General features: G+C 45.1%; 10 protein-coding genes and 2 rRNA genes. 7 read left to right on the top strand and 5 right to left on the bottom strand.

Features of this window, described 5'->3' with window-relative positions:
- Window positions 1-25: 25 nt before the first annotated feature.
- Both ACRRS1_RS21420 and rrf read left to right on the top strand, forming a co-directional pair.
- Window positions 26-2,913: ribosomal RNA gene (locus ACRRS1_RS21420) — 23S ribosomal RNA — on the top strand.
- Between the two features lie 110 nt (window positions 2,914-3,023).
- Window positions 3,024-3,139, top strand: a 5S ribosomal RNA gene (gene rrf / locus ACRRS1_RS21415).
- Between the two features lie 392 nt (window positions 3,140-3,531).
- Here the strand turns inward: rrf and ACRRS1_RS21410 are convergent.
- Window positions 3,532-5,145 (bottom strand): methyl-accepting chemotaxis protein, encoded by a 1,614-nt coding sequence (locus tag ACRRS1_RS21410; protein WP_432455485.1) that lies wholly within the window; start codon window positions 5,143-5,145, stop codon window positions 3,532-3,534.
- A gap of 1,102 nt (window positions 5,146-6,247) precedes the next feature.
- Between ACRRS1_RS21410 and ACRRS1_RS21405 the strand changes: the two genes are divergently transcribed.
- The 4 genes from ACRRS1_RS21405 to ACRRS1_RS21390 all read left to right on the top strand — a co-directional run bounded on the left by ACRRS1_RS21405 (window position 6,248) and on the right by ACRRS1_RS21390 (window position 11,823).
- The gene (locus ACRRS1_RS21405) at window positions 6,248-7,006 is read left to right on the top strand and encodes a flagellar basal body L-ring protein FlgH (RefSeq protein WP_432455486.1); all 759 of its coding nucleotides are present in this window, start codon (window positions 6,248-6,250) and stop codon (window positions 7,004-7,006) included.
- Window positions 7,007-7,013: 7 nt separating this feature from the next.
- Entirely contained in the window at window positions 7,014-8,228 is a 1,215-nt protein-coding gene (locus ACRRS1_RS21400; RefSeq protein ID WP_432455488.1) for a flagellar assembly protein T N-terminal domain-containing protein, read from the top strand.
- Window positions 8,229-8,241: 13 nt separating this feature from the next.
- The gene (locus ACRRS1_RS21395; protein ID WP_432455489.1) at window positions 8,242-8,955 is read left to right on the top strand and encodes a hypothetical protein; all 714 of its coding nucleotides are present in this window, start codon (window positions 8,242-8,244) and stop codon (window positions 8,953-8,955) included.
- A gap of 285 nt (window positions 8,956-9,240) precedes the next feature.
- A complete protein-coding gene (locus ACRRS1_RS21390) occupies window positions 9,241-11,823 on the top strand; it encodes a S8 family peptidase (protein WP_432455490.1) in 2,583 nt (860 codons plus the stop codon).
- 57 nt (window positions 11,824-11,880) lie between these two features.
- Here ACRRS1_RS21390 and ACRRS1_RS21385 read toward each other — a convergent pair whose 3' ends face one another.
- On the bottom strand, window positions 11,881-12,387 hold the full coding sequence (locus ACRRS1_RS21385) for a hypothetical protein (protein ID WP_432464016.1): 507 nt from the start codon (window positions 12,385-12,387) through the stop codon (window positions 11,881-11,883).
- Between the two features lie 357 nt (window positions 12,388-12,744).
- Between ACRRS1_RS21385 and ACRRS1_RS21380 the strand changes: the two genes are divergently transcribed.
- Entirely contained in the window at window positions 12,745-14,421 is a 1,677-nt protein-coding gene (locus tag ACRRS1_RS21380; RefSeq protein WP_432455492.1) for a DUF342 domain-containing protein, read from the top strand.
- 116 nt (window positions 14,422-14,537) lie between these two features.
- On the opposite strand, the gene ACRRS1_RS21375 is transcribed toward ACRRS1_RS21380, so the two are convergent.
- The 3 genes from ACRRS1_RS21375 to ACRRS1_RS21365 are packed head-to-tail and all read right to left on the bottom strand — an operon-like array spanning window position 14,538 to window position 16,819.
- A complete protein-coding gene (locus ACRRS1_RS21375) occupies window positions 14,538-14,714 on the bottom strand; it encodes a hypothetical protein (RefSeq protein WP_432468769.1) in 177 nt (58 codons plus the stop codon).
- A 54-nt stretch (window positions 14,715-14,768) separates the two neighbouring features.
- Complete coding sequence (locus ACRRS1_RS21370; protein ID WP_432468770.1) at window positions 14,769-15,392, bottom strand: response regulator; 624 nt, start codon at window positions 15,390-15,392, stop codon at window positions 14,769-14,771.
- Window positions 15,389-16,819 carry a cache domain-containing protein gene (locus ACRRS1_RS21365; RefSeq protein WP_432468771.1) on the bottom strand — a complete coding sequence of 477 codons (1,431 nt, stop codon included), beginning with the start codon at window positions 16,817-16,819 and terminating at the stop codon, window positions 15,389-15,391. Before ACRRS1_RS21365 ends, ACRRS1_RS21370 begins: the two co-directional genes overlap by 4 nt.
- Between the last annotated feature and the right edge of the window lie 154 nt (window positions 16,820-16,973).

Here is a 16,973-nt window from a genome sequence, read left to right as displayed (position 1 = left end):
AAGCGACAACATTTAGGTGTTGTATGGTTAAGTGACTAAGCGTATACGGTGGATGCCTTGGCAGTCAGAGGCGATGAAGGACGTGTTAATCTGCGATAAGCCATGTTGAGTCGATAAAAGACGCAATAGACATGGATTTCCGAATGGGGAAACCCACTGCATTTTATGCAGTATCGTAACGTGAATACATAGCGTTACGAGGCGAACCCGGGGAACTGAAACATCTAAGTACCCGGAGGAAAAGAAATCAACCGAGATTCTGGTAGTAGCGGCGAGCGAACCCGGATTAGCCCTTAAGCTTCTTATAATTTAGTGGAACAAGCTGGAAAGTTTGGCCGTAGCGGGTGATAGCCCCGTACACGAAAGGTGATTTGAAGTGAAAACGAGTAGGACGGCACACGTGATATGTTGTCTGAATATGGGGGGACCATCCTCCAAGGCTAAATACTCCTGACTGACCGATAGTGAACCAGTACCGTGAGGGAAAGGCGAAAAGAACCCCTGTGAGGGGAGTGAAATAGAACCTGAAACCGTATACGTACAAGCAGTGGGAGCCTCTTTGTGGGGTGACTGCGTACCTTTTGTATAATGGGTCAACGACTTAATTTCAGTAGCAAGGTTAAGCGAATAGCGGAGCCGTAGGGAAACCGAGTGTTAACTGCGCGCATAGTTGCTGGGATTAGACCCGAAACCCGGTGATCTAGCCATGGGCAGGTTGAAGATTGGGTAACACCAATTGGAGGACCGAACCGACTAATGTTGAAAAATTAGCGGATGACTTGTGGCTGGGGGTGAAAGGCCAATCAAACCGGGAGATAGCTGGTTCTCCTCGAAAGCTATTTAGGTAGCGCCTCGGACGAATACTAGTGGGGGTAGAGCACTGTTAAGGCTAGGGGGTCATCCCGACTTACCAACCCTTTGCAAACTCCGAATACCACTAAGTACTATCCGGGAGACACACGGCGGGTGCTAACGTCCGTCGTGAAAAGGGAAACAACCCAGACCGTCAGCTAAGGTCCCAAAGTCATAGCTAAGTGGGAAACGATGTGGGAAGGCTTAGACAGCCAGGATGTTGGCTTAGAAGCAGCCATCATTTAAAGAAAGCGTAATAGCTCACTGGTCGAGTCGGCCTGCGCGGAAGATGTAACGGGGCTAAGCTATGCACCGAAGCTACGGGTACTTGCTTTGCAAGTGCGGTAGAGGAGCGTTCTGTAAGCCGTTGAAGGTGATTCGTAAGGATTGCTGGAGGTATCAGAAGTGCGAATGTTGACATGAGTAACGATAAAGGGGGTGAAAAGCCCCCTCGCCGAAAGACCAAGGTTTCCTGTTCAATGTTAATCAGAGCAGGGTGAGTCGGCCCCTAAGGCGAGACTGAAAAGTGTAGTCGATGGGAAACAGGTTAATATTCCTGTACTTCGTATAATTGCGATGGGAGGACGGAGAAGGCTAGGCCAGCGCGGCGTTTGGTTGTCCGCGTTTAAGGTTGTAGGCTGGACACTTAGGAAAATCCGGGTGTCTAAGGCTGAGGATTGATGACGAGTCACTAAGGTGATGAAGTGGTTGATGCCCTGCTTCCAGGAAAAGTCTCTAAGCTTCAGATTATACGAAACCGTACCCCAAACCGACACAGGTGGTTGGGTAGAGAATACCAAGGCGCTTGAGAGAACTCGGGTGAAGGAACTAGGCAAAATGGTACCGTAACTTCGGGAGAAGGTACGCTGCTGTTGGTGATGGGACTTGCTCCCTGAGCTGACGGCAGTCGCAGATACCAGTTGGCTGCAACTGTTTATTAAAAACACAGCACTGTGCTAAATCGAAAGATGACGTATACGGTGTGACGCCTGCCCGGTGCCGGAAGGTTAATTGATGTGGTTAGCGCAAGCGAAGCTATTGATCGAAGCCCCGGTAAACGGCGGCCGTAACTATAACGGTCCTAAGGTAGCGAAATTCCTTGTCGGGTAAGTTCCGACCTGCACGAATGGCGTAATGATGGCCAAGCTGTCTCCACCCGAGACTCAGTGAAATTGAAATTGCCGTGAAGATGCGGTGTACCCGCGGCTAGACGGAAAGACCCCGTGAACCTTTACTACAGCTTGACACTGAACATTGACCCTACATGTGTAGGATAGGTGGGAGGCTTTGAAGCGTTGTCGCTAGATGATGTGGAGCCGACCTTGAAATACCACCCTTGTAGTGTTGATGTTCTAACGTTGTCCCGTTATCCGGGATGCGGACAGTGTCTGGTGGGTAGTTTGACTGGGGCGGTCTCCTCCCAAAGAGTAACGGAGGAGCACGAAGGTTGGCTAAGTACGGTCGGACATCGTACGGTTAGTGCAATGGCATAAGCCAGCTTAACTGCGAGACAGACACGTCGAGCAGGTACGAAAGTAGGTCATAGTGATCCGGTGGTTCTGTATGGAAGGGCCATCGCTCAACGGATAAAAGGTACTCCGGGGATAACAGGCTGATACCGCCCAAGAGTTCATATCGACGGCGGTGTTTGGCACCTCGATGTCGGCTCATCACATCCTGGGGCTGAAGTCGGTCCCAAGGGTATGGCTGTTCGCCATTTAAAGTGGTACGCGAGCTGGGTTTAGAACGTCGTGAGACAGTTCGGTCCCTATCTGCCGTGGGCGTTTGAGAATTGAAGGGAGCTGCTCCTAGTACGAGAGGACCGGAGTGGACGAACCGCTGGTGTTTGGGTTGTTATGCCAATAGCATTGCCCAGTAGCTACGTTCGGAACTGATAACCGCTGAAAGCATCTAAGCGGGAAGCAGGCCTTGAGATTAATTCTCACTAGGACTTAAAGTCCTCTGAAGGGCCGTTGGAGACTACAACGTTGATAGGCAAGGTGTGTAAGTGCTGTGAGGCATTGAGCTAACTTGTACTAATTACCCGTGAGGCTTAACCATACAACACCTAAAGGGTGTTGCTTATAGATACTTTATTTTAGAACCAAGAGTGCTTGTTATGCTCGTGGGATATATCAGTTTTTTCGAATGTTAAAGACAACAAGTTTTTGCCTGGTGGCAATAGCGTTGTGGAACCACCTGAACCCATGCCGAACTCAGAAGTGAAACGCAACTGCGCCGATGATAGTGTGGGGTCTCCCCATGTGAAAGTAGGTCACTGCCAGGCACCTATTTTAAAAACCCAGCTATGTGCTGGGTTTTTTTATGTCTGAAATTGCCATGTAAAAGTAGGCTGGATATCGCCAGACACCTATTTAGAGAAAGCCTATCCTTACGGATAGGCTTTTTTTTATGTCTGGGATTTAGCAAGGGCAGCCAAGGCGAACCGATGTTCATGAACAAACCATGTGAAAGTTGGCTGGATATCGCCAGACACCTATTTAGAGAAAGCCTATCCTCACGGATAGGCTTTTTTATGCCTTACACATACGATGTTTCGCTAAAAACGACCTGTTGCGTGTTGCTAGCGCCTCCGTAGGTCGGAAGCGCTGCGGTTTAAGGTTTTAATGTGAAGCTCTATTTTTATTCAACAAAGCTTTGTTTGTCATGTATAGCCTGTCATTGAAGTTTAAAAAGCGATAATCTCTCATCCAATTGTTGTGACATACTGGCTAAGGTTTCGCTTTCTGAAGCAAGATAACCGGATGCTTGAGTCATTTCTAAGGCAGCGTCATTAATTCCTGACACATTACGATTCATATCTTCTGCAACCGCACTCTGTTCTTCGGCAGCCGTTGCGATTTGGGTCGATTGGTCACTTACATGTTCAATATGACTGACAATGGTTCCTAGATCGCTGCCGCAACTTTCTGCGGATTGAACGCTAACATGCGCTAAGTCTTTACTTTTTTGCATCACACTGGCGGTATCAACGGCGAGTTTTTGTAGGCGATTAATTGTGCTTTGGATCTCTTCGGTTGATTGATTAGTCCTTGCTGCTAAATTTCTAACTTCATCGGCGACGACCGCAAATCCTCGACCTTGTTCTCCGGCTCGAGCGGCTTCAATGGCAGCGTTTAATGCGAGCAAGTTGGTTTGTTCAGAAATACTACTGATCACTGAGGTGACATCACTGATCTCCATCACTCCTTCTTTTAACTTATTCACTTGATCGGTGGCCGATTCTAGTTCAACGGATAAAGTTTTAATGCTATCAACACTTAAACTTACGTCGTTATTACCAAGTTTTGCCTCTTTACTGGCATTAATTGTGTCAGTTGCAGTAGATTCAGCATAACCTGCCACTTCGGCAACGGTTGCCGACATTTGATTCATCGCTGTTGCTAGTTGGTTTAGTTGGTCTCGTTGATTGGTCACAGCTTGACTTGTTTCTTCTGCAGAAGAGGCGATGCGTGTTGCAGCATCTGCTAGTTGTTTCGCTGAGTTCACCGACTCAAGTAAAGCTTTACGAACCGAGCGAATACTTTCGTTAATTCGCATGGCAACAATACCAATTTCATCTTGGCCATGAACTGGAATTTTGGCCGTGAGATCGCCATCGGCGACTGATTTCATCGCTTGCTTAATGTCTTCAAGCGGTTTCACTACGGAAGAGCTAATGATATAACCCAACAGGATCATAATAACGATAATCAGCAAGGTGGCTCCCGCCATTTTTAATACCTGATTGTTCACTTCTTGAGCAATGTCGTCGGTTAGCATTCCTGCACCGACGATCCAGCCCCAAGCTTGAAAATTTCGAAGATAGGCGATTTTATTCGAGGCTTGCATGTTGCCATTAGTCCAAGGGTAGGTAACGATGCCACCATTTGGCCTCTGCCCAGCATTAACCATGTCGTACCAATAGTGTTCTTTGGAGCCTTTGCTTGCGTCGCCCATTTGCTGACCAATCAGATCGGCCCGTATCGGATGAGCTAATATTCGGCGTGAAGTATCAATAATATATAGGTAGTTATTACCATCAAAACGAGTTGCTTCGATCAACTCCTTGGTTCGAGCTTGAGCTTCTTCTTTAGAATATCGTTGATTGAAGTCGGCTATTTGGCTGAGAGCCGCATTAACCACTGCCTTGAGGCGTGATTCTCGTTCAAAGGTTAAGTTACGGCTGAGGGTGTTTGCCGAAATTAGCGACAGACTTATAAAGCCTATGATTGCGACACTAATAAGGATGCTAAGTTTAATACTGACTCTAATATCTTTAAGTTTTAACATTTGTCTATTACCATTTTGGCCCAGCAACGGTGTTACTTGGGGTCTAGTTACCAGTCATGCGATCAATTATTACCCTATGCTTGAATTATCATCATTGGATAAATTTGATCTTGTTAGTCTATGAAAAGCAATTCACCGTAATCGAGACGTACTTTCTTTCCTAGAAAAATTTAGTAGCTAAACCAATTTATGGGACATAGAAATCAACTTCGGTTTTTAAGGTTATAAAGTAAGCAACTCAACTTAATAGTAGTTTCCGCATTAATAGTTTCAAATTATTTGACGATTTAATTTATAAGGTCTTTTGACATTAGTTGCTCGGCATATTGATCGAGTGCTTTAAGGGCTGGTTTATCTTTTGATTTGCTTCAGATCTAAAACTGGCTGGTGAACGCTATGAGCTTGAATAAATGGCGTCGATGGTCTTGGCATTTTCTGCTGCAAAAATATTCCTAAGTCATATCGATAAGAGTTTAATAAGCGGGCTCTTTTAGCGGGGGTTATCGAGTTTAGCAGTACAGTCTCTGAATCAAGAAGTAATCAAGCACTGTAAAAATAGTTTTGGAAGAACATCTGTTAAGAAGCCGTTATGTGTGGGAGGGGACTACTTCGAATATTACATTATATGCTCTTGGATTGAACAATTCCTATTTATAAATCATAAGCTTATGGGAAATGTTTTTCCGCAGTTTCATTTTTTTATGACAATTTTTTGCCGTTCACAGGCAAGATTTGCCGATTCTACATGGATTTTACTGTTTAGTTAATAAACAACAGTCATATTGTTTATCGGCAGCGCTAAATAAAAATTTACATCAAATTTCAAAATTAACATAAAATGCTGAAATATATGAATTTAGTGGCATTTAATTTGCATTAAATCATTGGTGAATGACCTAAGCGACGGATTGTTGTCGGTGATTACACGTTTGTGTCGATTAGATCTTCGTAAGGATGTGTTTCTAATGACGTTAGTGGCATTTGCTTTGCTATAAGTTGTTTATGTTTTATTTAAGCAGCTAATTAAAAGGGGCGTTCAGTCCTCTTCAGTAAAGTATATGAAAGAGTAATAAACGGAACTAGCGGAAGTGGGAATAGATCAATGATAACTAGGATGATGGTGATGTGCAGTATAGCCTTGTTAGCTGCATGTTCGACTATTAAAGAGGGCGTAGAAGATGTTGTGGAAAGCGTCCAAGAGCATGAAGACAGTAGTCAGCGACAAGTCACGGTGAGTACCGATCATCGTTCACCAATTCCAGATGACCCTTACTATGCGCCTATTGAACCCGGCCCTGCGGCGGCACCAGTGATTGTGACCGGCTCGATGTTTAACAGCAACACTTCGCGGAGTTTATATAGTTATACACCTCCTTTCGCTTTAGGCGATACCATCACCATTTTACTTGATGAGGAAGCAACTGCGACTAAGTCGGCTAGTTCAACTCTGGGGAAAGAAAATAGCTATAAGTTGGATCCGATTTCGGTACCTGGTGGCACCTTGACTATTAATGGTCGAGAAGTGCAACTAGAAATGAATCAGAAGCAAGATTTTGATGGTTCTTCAGACGCCAATCAACGACATCGTTTATCTGGGAGAATTACGGTATCGGTGGTCGACATTCTTAACAATGGCAACCTGGTGGTACGCGGAGAGAAGTGGCTGGTAATTAATAACGGGAAAGAGTATATGCGGTTTACCGGTATTGTTCGGCCTCTAGATGTTGCGGAAAATAATACGATCGGCTCTTATCAAGTGGCCGATGCACGGATCGAGTTTAGTGGTACAGGGGATCATGCCGACGTGCAAACTCAAGGTTGGTTGTCTTCGTTCCTAGGTGGAAGTATGTGGCCTTTATAGGAAGTTGATGATGTACCTATTGAGATTGATTTACTCTAGTGCTTTTTTGTATGCGCTATTGGTTGTTCCTTGTTACGGCGTGTGGCTGGAGGGAGAAGGACAGGCGCGGATTATTGATGGTCAAGTCGATACTGCTCGCCAGCAAGCGATCCAAGCTGCGTTGATCACATTAATGTATCGGGGTGGGGCGAGTGTTAAGTCTTTGCAGGTTGTTAAATCTGGAGTGCTGGAAACCGATGAACTAACGGTTCGCACTAATGGCGAAGTGTATGACATGAAGCTGTTAGTTGAGACGATCAAGGAAGACCAGATTGTGGTGAAAGTCGCGGCTGATATCTTTCCCCTTAATAGCTGTGAAAAGGACAGTTATGCGAAGACCTTATTTGTTGGTCCTTTTCAGCTACAAAAGCGTGAGCATGCTCAGTTGGGCGGAATTTATCGTACACCGGAAGAGGTATCACGAAGAGTTTTTCATCGTTTCAAGCAAAACAGCAAGCGGGTGGATGCGCGTCATTTAATGACTCAGCAAATTGCTTTGGATGGTCGTTACTCGCATGATTTAGAATCGCAAATGCTCACGTTCGCTCGTTCGTTATCGGAAAAATTCGATGTGCAATACATCCTGTTTGGTCAAATCGTCGATATGTCCAGTTATAACGAGACTTCCACCAATCTGCTGGGCATCAGTGATACGGTGAAACAACGAAACTTTCAGATGAAGTTGTTTGTGATTGATGGAATCAATGGAGAGACTGTTTTACGTAAAAATTATGGCTCGAATCGAGAGTGGCCGTTTGATGTCACTATGAAGTTTGATGTAACTGGTGAAACGTTTTGGTCTTCGGATTATGGCAAACTGATTGATTCCTATATAGATCAGTCAGTTCAAGATGTTGAAGATTCGTTGTATTGCCGACAAAGCCTCGCCAAAGTTGTTGGTATCTATAATGGTCAGGTTGTGATTAATATCGGACGAGTAAACGGCGTGCGTAAAGGGGATAAATTTGAACTGGTTCGTCAGCAATATCTGATGCATCTTGATGGTGGTTTAAAAGGCCCGATCTTTAATGCCGACAATACTCAACTCACGGTTGTATCGGTACAGTCAGATCGAGCCGTGTTAAGCACACAGCGCTACTCGGAAATGGCAAATATTCAAATTAGGGATGTGTTGGTCGCGGTTAATCAAGACCCTTTTGCCCTAGACGACTCAATTAATTAGCAAGGAAGATACAATGAGCAGCACTTATAACTCGACGCCACTCGCAACCCAAGATATCGCTTATAAACCTAAGCTTATCGAGGTAAACGCTCAACAGACCGCGGAAGAAAGTAGTAATGGTGGTTTTGCTGAAACCCTAAAGCAAGTGCTTCAGTTAGGTGATTCAAGTGCTACGGAGTCCTTAGGGCAAGCGGCTGATAAGCTCACCACCGAGGAACAAACCGCAAAGGCTGAGCCGAAGGATCTAAGTCTTGAAGAATTGGCGCCTAAAGCTTTGGATTTAGGTTTAGGTTTAGCCTCTGGAAATCCTATCGCTGCGGGTTTAGCGGGAACTGATTTATTACAAAGTGGCTTAAAAACTGATATCGAAGCACAATTTACTCAACTCGGGCAAACGCTTGCGGCAGCTTTGGTTGCTGGTTTATCAGGTAACCCAATTGCCACGGCAGTGACATCAAGCGTGGAAAGTGTCGGCCAACAAACGGCCTTGGACCAAGTGAAAGCTATCGGAGAGCAGGCGCTTGGTGCAGAGTCCAAAATTGCAGGTGTCAGCGATTTAGTAGAGGCGGTCGGGTCTAAAATTGCAGGAGTGACCGAATCGGCGGAAGCGAAAACCGCAGCCAACCTCACCGGGGCAATTAAAACCAAGGGGACAATTCCTCAAGCCATTCTCGATGCTCAAGCAGCCAAAATTAATCAACAAAAAGGTATAGAAGAGAATAGTTAATCGCTGGCTGTTCTTTGATTGAGAGGAGTCTTGGTATTTCACTTCTCTTCAAGACCCGCTAATGTTGCTGCGTATTACATCGCTGAGTGAAAGCGCGTCAGTCGTTTTCAAGTGAGTTCACCGCGCAGTAAGATCGGACTCATGACAATTCTTTACAATTTAATACCCTTTGTTTTACATAGCATAAATGTAAAAAAACTAAGTGATATTATATCTTCACATGTTCTTTTGATGAAGATTGAATATGATGGCATGAAGAATGTGTCGGTTTAGGTAAGGGAATATATGAAAATTATTGTGCTTTGGTTACTTGCATTAAGCTTGTTTGCCTGTGGTGGGGGTGGGGAGAGTAATGGTAGTAGTGACGGTAATGTCACAGAAGAACTCCCAAGCTATCTGCTTTCAGGGACCGCAAACGTATTATCGAATACTGTCATTGATAGTGATGTAAATGATTTTAATGCGCCTTATGTAACCAACAATACCAGCAGTACCGCGCAACAACTCCCACCGATTGCCGTAGTTAGTGGCTATTTAACGAGTGAAGCGACGGGGGTGGCCGATGATCGGTTTGCCGACGAGAATGATGATATTGATGTTTATAAAGTAGATTTAGAGCAGGGCCAGTCGATATTCTTAGAAATCGCCGACTGGCAACAGGGAAGCGCAGCGAACAGTGATTTTGATCTGGTTTTGTATCGAGTTAGTGATCTGAATGCGGAGGTGGCGAGCTCTATTGGCGTGAATCAAACTGAATACCTCAGTGTCGATGCAGCCGACAGTTACTATGTACTCGTGACCACTTATACGGATGCCAATCAAACTCTCTCTCGTGGTAATTATACTCTACGTTTGATTGCACAAAACCAGCAAAGTACGGCGGCTGGGCAGTACTTGAGCACCCAACAGGATTTTGTGAACGATCAAATCGTAGTCAAGCAAGCACAAACTTTGGCGCGTGCCATGACTACCACCGATGATGAGTTATCGCTACTGAGCGCTGGCCCAAGCATGAGCTTGTATCTGCAGCAGAGTGGTGCTCGGGTCCGCTCATTGGGGACTAGCACTAGCGCGCTTGAGGTGGCTGGATTTTCCGATAACGCTTCCGCCGAATATAGCGTGAAGAAACGCAGTTTGCTGAAAGTGAAGCAAATGGCCCATCGGCTGGGAAGTGATAAGGTGACGCCTAATTATCTTTATCGGCCCAGTGCATTATCTAACGATCCCTTAGTGGCTCGCCAATGGCATTATCAGCAAATTAATTTAGCGGCAGCTTGGCAGGTAATGCAAGGGCAAACCTTGAACGATGTTGTGGTGGCGGTAATCGACACCGGCATGTTCCAAAGTCATCCTGATTTGCAAGCTCAACTGAGCGATGATGGTGTCGATTTTATTCTTGATAGCGATATGTCTCTTGATGGCGATGGCATTGATAGTAACCCTGAAGACCCCGGCGACCAGAGCGGTACCAATGGTAGCTCATCTTGGCATGGCACCCACGTGGCAGGCACCATCGCGGCACAAACCGACAATGCGATAGGTGTTGCAGGTGTCGCTCCTAATGTGAAAATTATGAATTTACGAGCCTTGGGTTATGGTGGCGGAACGCTGTATGATATTTCTCAGGCGATTTTATATGCGGCGGGCCTGAGCAATGCCTCGGGTCTTTTGCCGAAACAAGCTGCCAGTGTCATTAATATGAGCCTAGGCGGAACCAGTAGTTCTTCAGTATTAAACGATGCCGTACAAGCTGCGGTGGCTCAGGGCGTTATTGTGGTCGCAGCAGCGGGTAACGAGAGCTCCTCTCAAGCAAGCTATCCTGCGGCCTTAGCCAATGTTATTGGTGTTAGTGCGGTGGACGCGAGCCAAACGATTACCTCTTATTCTAATTATGGCAGTTACATTGATATTGCTGCGCCGGGCGGCAATAGTAGCGTTGATTTAGATGGGGATGGTTATGGTGATGGGGTCTACAGTACTTATGTGAATCAAAGGGGCGCTAGTCTCACTGCAAGTTACCAATACTTAAATGGCACCAGCATGGCTAGTCCGCATGTTGCTGGGGTTGTTGCGCTGATGAAACAACTTAATCCCAACCTTAACACGGCAGATTTTTTGAACTTACTGGCCAGCGAGAGCCTCAGTGATGATATTGGTGCTGTGGGTCGAGATGATAAATATGGTTATGGCTTATTAAATGCCGAGAAGGCGGTGCAAAGTCAAATTGATAGCAGTGGTAATATCTCTAGTTATCTCCGTTTAAGCACTCGTCAGATTAGCCTCAGTTCTTCAGAAAGTTCTGCTGAATTCACTGTAACATTAGTGGGGAATAGCGGCCTGTCGGTACAAAGTGTGGCCAAAGACGCTGGGTGGTTAACCATTGACTCCAGTGAAGCCGATAGTAACGGCTTAGGTCGCTATGTGGTTGAAGTGAGTCGTACTGATTTGAGCGATGGTACTTATAGTACCACCATCACTCTAAGCGCTTCCGATGGTCGAGAATATCCAGTCAGCTTATCGATGACGGTGAGCAAACAGCAAGCCGATGATAGTGGTTTAGTTTATGTGTTTTTGGTTGATCCCGTGACAGAAAATCTAGCTTATCAACAGCAGGTGACAATGACTGGGGGAGTGTTCCCGTTTAGTTTTGCGCAAGTGAAGGCCGGTGAATATCGTCTTTATGTGACTTCTGATCTCGACAGGGACGAGAGTATTTGTGATGAAGGAGAGCTGTGTGGTGCTTACCCGGTGCGTAATGATATTACCTCCATCATCGTTGATGGAAATATCATTGGCTTGACCCTAGATATCGAACCCATTAGCTCACAGTTTAGCAGCGCACAAAATATCGCTATTTTAAAGGAATAATCGCGAGATATGACGTCGGGTATTGGCTGAAGTGGGAGAGTGCTTTTAGCCAATACCCTATGCTTTGCTGAGCATCCATAAGTTGATGCCGTAGAAGAAGATATGTAATCCAAACAACATGCCGATTAACCACGCCAGTCCAGCGGCTCCCGATAAGATAATCACTAGACCGAGTAAGATGCTAAACAGCGCTCGGCACTTCGCCCAAATAAGCTGCCCCGCGTTTAGTCGTGAGCCTTTGAAACTTTGGATACCGTAGATGATCAAACCGCCGCCTAAACACAGGGCGGCTAGACCTAAAGTGATTCCAGGAAACAGCGTTAGTAATAGTCCCACGGCTAAAAACAACCAGTAACTACTATGATCGATTGGCTTGACGAGTTGTTTGCGTAGTCGTTGGTTGAACCATAAGCCTACAGCGGCATAAGCAATGATCGATAAGCCTAAAACGATGGCACTAAAGGTCCCTACATAATAAGCCAATAGCATGGTGATGAGGCCAGCGATAATATGTACAATCGCGATTTGTTGAAGATAGCTAAACTTGTGCTTGGAAAGTTTCATAATGTTCTCATTTCCTCAAAATAAATTGTGGTGAGGCGATTTGAGAGCCAGACCCGCATCGTCTTATCAAGGTAGTGATGTGTTGTTGAAAGTACAACTAAAAATAGCGGTATTGTGGCAAAATTAAGGCACTTAGTTTTGCGATGAATTTTATATTTGATTGCTGATTTTATTGATCAATATCTTGTAAAGTTACATAAATTTTATTATTCATCATACTAAATGAAGATCTAGTTCAATTAGTTGGTGACTAGAGCTTGCTCGACTATTGGTTAACAGGATGTGAACAGGCATAATAGAAAAATATCGCTTAAGTATGTTTTGTTATGGTGAACGCCAAACGAGAAAGGGGGCTAAATGCTGGAATTGAGTTGTTTACGTTTATCGCAAGATAAGTTGGCTGCGTTAATCGAAATCACACCGCAAGACAGCCATGTTAGCGTCACCGATGTTCAAGCACTGTTGCATCGTTCTGAATATAGTCACTACTTATTTGATGAGGAGGCGATTCAAGACGCTGTTGCTAAGTTTGCCGAGTTGAGGGAGTCTCCTGAACTGATTAAGAAGTGGGGCGATACTTTTATAAAAATTGCCAGTATTCGCAATGCTGAGATTAGTATTCGAATTTCAGAGGATAAGATGGTGGCTCGAGCCACTATTACCGCCGCCTATGGCGGTAGGCCAATCTCTCAGGGGGATCTGGTAAATGCTATGCAAGAAGCGGGGGTGAGCTTCGGTCTACAAAAACAACGCGCTTTAGCATTGCTTAACGCCGCCAGAACTGCCGATCCGGGGATGAAATTGGAGAAGGTTGTGGCCTTAGGTCGTGCAGCGGTTGATGGTCAAGATAGTCGTTTCGAGCGCTTAGTCGCCACTCCTAAAGAACGTTTGTTACAACCTCAGGAAACCAGTGATGGTAGGGTTGATATGCGTGACCTTGGTAGCCTCGAAACGGTTGAGCCAGATAAGCCCTTGATGCGCCGCCATCCCTTCACTGTCGGTCGTCAGGGGATGAGTGTTTGTGGCGATTCCTTACCTTTTAAGCAAGGCCGAGAGATTCCTTTTACCGTGGGCGAGGGTTCGCGTATAGCAAATGATGATCAAAACCTGTTACTGGCGACCTGTATCGGCCTGCCTTTGGAAATCGAAAATGGCATGAAAGTTGACGATGTGTTGTCGATTAAAGAAGTGGATGTCAGCTATGGCCATGTCGATTTTAGCGGTAGCATATTAATCACGGGTAACGTTGCCGAAGGTATGAAGGTGTCCGCGACTGGCGATGTACATATTAATGGTTTTGTCGAATCGGCGAATATTGTTGCGGGTGGTGATGTAGTGGTTGGTAAAGGGGTGATAGGCCACCGACTCAAGGAAGGGGACGAAAACTACTCCTGTTCGATTCAAGCCCAAGGCGAAGTGCATGCCACTTTTATACAGTACTCTCATGTCCAAGCGGAAAAAGATGTGACCGTGACCAGCCAGTTACTGCATAGTAAAATAGAGAGTAAGGGAAAGGTGACGGTGAGTGATGCGGGTGGTTTGCGCGGAACCTTAATTGGTGGCTCTGTCGAGGCTGGTGATGAAATATCGACTGTAGTACTTGGCGCCACTGCGGGCACCGCAACGCAGCTGACTATCTCTGGTGATTTTGATGAAATCCAAGAAGAGCGTCGAAGCTTAAATAATGTGAAGCAAACTCTCCACCAAAAGTTGGGTAAGGTGCTTGATGCCCAGATGAAGTTGAGTTCTGTAAAAAAAGAAGAACGGGAGCCCGATACTGCCGATAAACTTGCGGCAACCTTACATCATACTCGTCAGGAGTTGGTACAAATTGACTTTGCCCTCGATTATAATCAGCAATTAGAGCAAGAATTTTTTGCTAAGGCGAAGCTGACGGTGCGCCGAGAGTTACACCCTAATGTTCGTTTAGATATTGTGGGTCAGAAATTATTTACTAATCGGGAGTACGGCCCCACCGAAACCAAATATGAAGAGGGTAAAATCAGCTTCACGCCTCTAGTGGGTAAAAAGTAAGACCGAGCTTGAATGACTAAGGTGTCGAGTGTGGCGTGAATCGACCAGTGACACAAGCTGTTAGTTTAAGCCATGTATTCTGGTAGAAATGCGTCCAACAGCACTGTTATAACCCACTAATTATTTTTAGGTTTTTCTAAGAGTTCTAGGGCATATTCGAAGGCCGCAATAAAATCACTTTCGAGCTGCTGATTGGCATTTGTTTGCATTGAGCCACTCACCAAGCGAACTTGGGTTTTTGGGCGTTTTTGTTTATTCGGTTTGTTCGATTTACTCAGGTCAGAACGCTTCAAATTCAGCCTCTAGTTGCGAGTAGTGATTCGTTATTGTTGAATAAAACATCTTAATCAACATTCGATGCCAGAACCATAGTTATCTATCGCATATTTAATCATTGCCGCACTACTATCGAGTTTCAGTTTACGTCTGATCTTTAAGGTATGGGTTTCTACGGTACGGATACTAATCGATAATTTATCTGCAATTTTTTTGTTACTACAGCCAGAAGCGAGTCGTTGCAATACCTGTTGCTCTCGTTTACTGAGGGCCGCGCTGGTTTTGCCTGATTCGAACAGTTGGTTAGAGACCCCTGCACTGATATAACATCCGCCATTGGCAACGGCTTGTAAGGCGTTGACCAGCTCGCAAGAGGTAATGTCTTTTAAAAGGTAGCCTTTGGCACCATGACACATTGCATTTTGCACGTATACTTTGTTGTTGTGCATGCTTAACATAATTACTTTCGTCTCGGGGGATTGTACTGCTAGTAATTCTAGCAGCTGAATCCCATTGAGCTTGGGCATATTAATATCAGTGAGCACAATTTGGGGTTTTAAGCGGATGACTAAATCTAAGGCTTGTTGCCCATCTGCAGCGGTGCCTACGACTTCAAATTCTTCCGTGGTGTCTAATCGCATCTTCAAACCATCTTGTACCAAGGGATGATCATCGACGAGTAAAACTGAGGTCATGTAATTTGCTCCAAGGGTATTTGGTTGAATGTTGAGCACTTTTGTAACGGGAGTTTGATGGTAATTTGAGTCCCTTTCGCAAGTTGGCTATGGATACTCACTTGGCCATCGATGTGGGAAATTCGTTCAAATATATTGCGTAAACCCAAGCCGCTACTGGCGAACTCGGAGCCTAGATCAAATTGTTTGAAGTTTGCTTGAGTTGATTTGTTTTCGATTTCAAAACCACAACCATTGTCGCGAATGGACATCTGGAGTTGTTGTTTACGATGCGTTAATAGAATATCGACAGTATCAGCAGCAGCATGTTTTTCTATATTTTGTAGAGCTTCCTGAGTGATCCGATATAAGGTGGTTTGGATCATTGCTGGTATGTGAATGGCATTGATGTCGCATTCGAAGAATACGTCGATAGCGGTGCGTTGTTCAAATTCTTGGCTGAGACTGGTTAAAGCCGCGCCGAGGCCAAGATCATCCAATATACTTGGGTGTAGATCTTTGGAAATACGTCTTATTTCACCGATTGCTTGATTAATGGTGTGGAGTCCTTGGTGCAAGTTAACGCTGATGGTTGTTGGGGTGTTGCTGCATTCGGTTGCGCTTTCTAGGCGATACTTAATAGAGACAAGCAGTTGATTAATACCGTCATGTAATTCACGACTCACGCGCTGTCGCTCTTGTTCCTGGGAGTCGATGATTCGTTGGGTGAGCGCTTTCAGTTTTTTATCGGCCAGCTTGTGTTCGGAAATGTTGAGAGAGGTGCCTAGTAAAGCGATCACAATGCCTGAAATGCTGGTGACGATGAATAGCCATATAAAATTATGATCAATATTTTGCTCGGTTTGCAGCTTGATTCGAGCCAGTTCTGCATCCACATCATCGAGATAGACGCCAGTGCCTAGCATCCATTGCCACTTGTCGAGCAGGACCACATAAGCCAGCTTTTTCACCCGTTTTCCGGTACTGGGTTTTTCCCATAAGTAATGGCTGAAACCGCCGCCAGCTTTCGCCTGAGTAATCAGATCCTGAATTAACATGGTGCCTTCCGCATCTTGGTAATTCCAAAGGTTTTCTCCGACTAATTCGGGCAATATCGGGTGTACTAAATTTAGTCCATCTAAGGTGTACGCAAAAAAATAACCATCTTCACTAAAGCGTAGTCGAGTGAGGATGTCTCGAACTTGCTGTTTCGCGTATTGATCGTTGGCAGACGCTGGCTCATAAATATTGCGAATGCTCGCAAAGGCTTGCGCGATATGATTTTGCAGTTCCAGGGTTTTGCTGTGCATGATATTGGTTTTGATCAGCTTAAGCTGTTGCTTTGCCAGCGTTGATGATTGCTTAAAGACCAAGCTAGCAATTAAGGCTGTAACGAAAATCAGGGGAACCACCGACAGTAGAATAATTTTAATTTTAAGCGACCACATGACCGAAGCGTCTCATTATTTCATGTTAATTTAATGTTAAGTCTGTTGCCTGAGCTAAAATAGTGAAATCGTACGAACTTATACCAAAGTATAAGGCTACGTGATTTTACGTAATCGAAAACCGTAGTTTAGCGGATAGCGTCCCGTTAACAAT

Source organism: Agarivorans sp. Z349TD_8, from assembly GCF_050870825.2.
Classification (GTDB): Bacteria; Pseudomonadota; Gammaproteobacteria; order Enterobacterales; family Celerinatantimonadaceae; genus Agarivorans.
This window is presented reverse-complemented; position numbering and strand designations above follow the sequence as displayed.

Coding starts and splice junctions, on each gene's coding strand:
- ACRRS1_RS21410 (WP_432455485.1), bottom strand. CDS start 5,145: ATGTTAAAACTTAAAGATATTAGAGTCAGTATTAAACTTAGCATCCTT.
- ACRRS1_RS21405 (WP_432455486.1), top strand. CDS start 6,248: ATGATAACTAGGATGATGGTGATGTGCAGTATAGCCTTGTTAGCTGCA.
- ACRRS1_RS21400 (WP_432455488.1), top strand. CDS start 7,014: ATGATGTACCTATTGAGATTGATTTACTCTAGTGCTTTTTTGTATGCG.
- ACRRS1_RS21395 (WP_432455489.1), top strand. CDS start 8,242: ATGAGCAGCACTTATAACTCGACGCCACTCGCAACCCAAGATATCGCT.
- ACRRS1_RS21390 (WP_432455490.1), top strand. CDS start 9,241: ATGAAAATTATTGTGCTTTGGTTACTTGCATTAAGCTTGTTTGCCTGT.
- ACRRS1_RS21385 (WP_432464016.1), bottom strand. CDS start 12,387: ATGAAACTTTCCAAGCACAAGTTTAGCTATCTTCAACAAATCGCGATT.
- ACRRS1_RS21380 (WP_432455492.1), top strand. CDS start 12,745: ATGCTGGAATTGAGTTGTTTACGTTTATCGCAAGATAAGTTGGCTGCG.
- ACRRS1_RS21370 (WP_432468770.1), bottom strand. CDS start 15,392: ATGACCTCAGTTTTACTCGTCGATGATCATCCCTTGGTACAAGATGGT.
- ACRRS1_RS21365 (WP_432468771.1), bottom strand. CDS start 16,819: ATGTGGTCGCTTAAAATTAAAATTATTCTACTGTCGGTGGTTCCCCTG.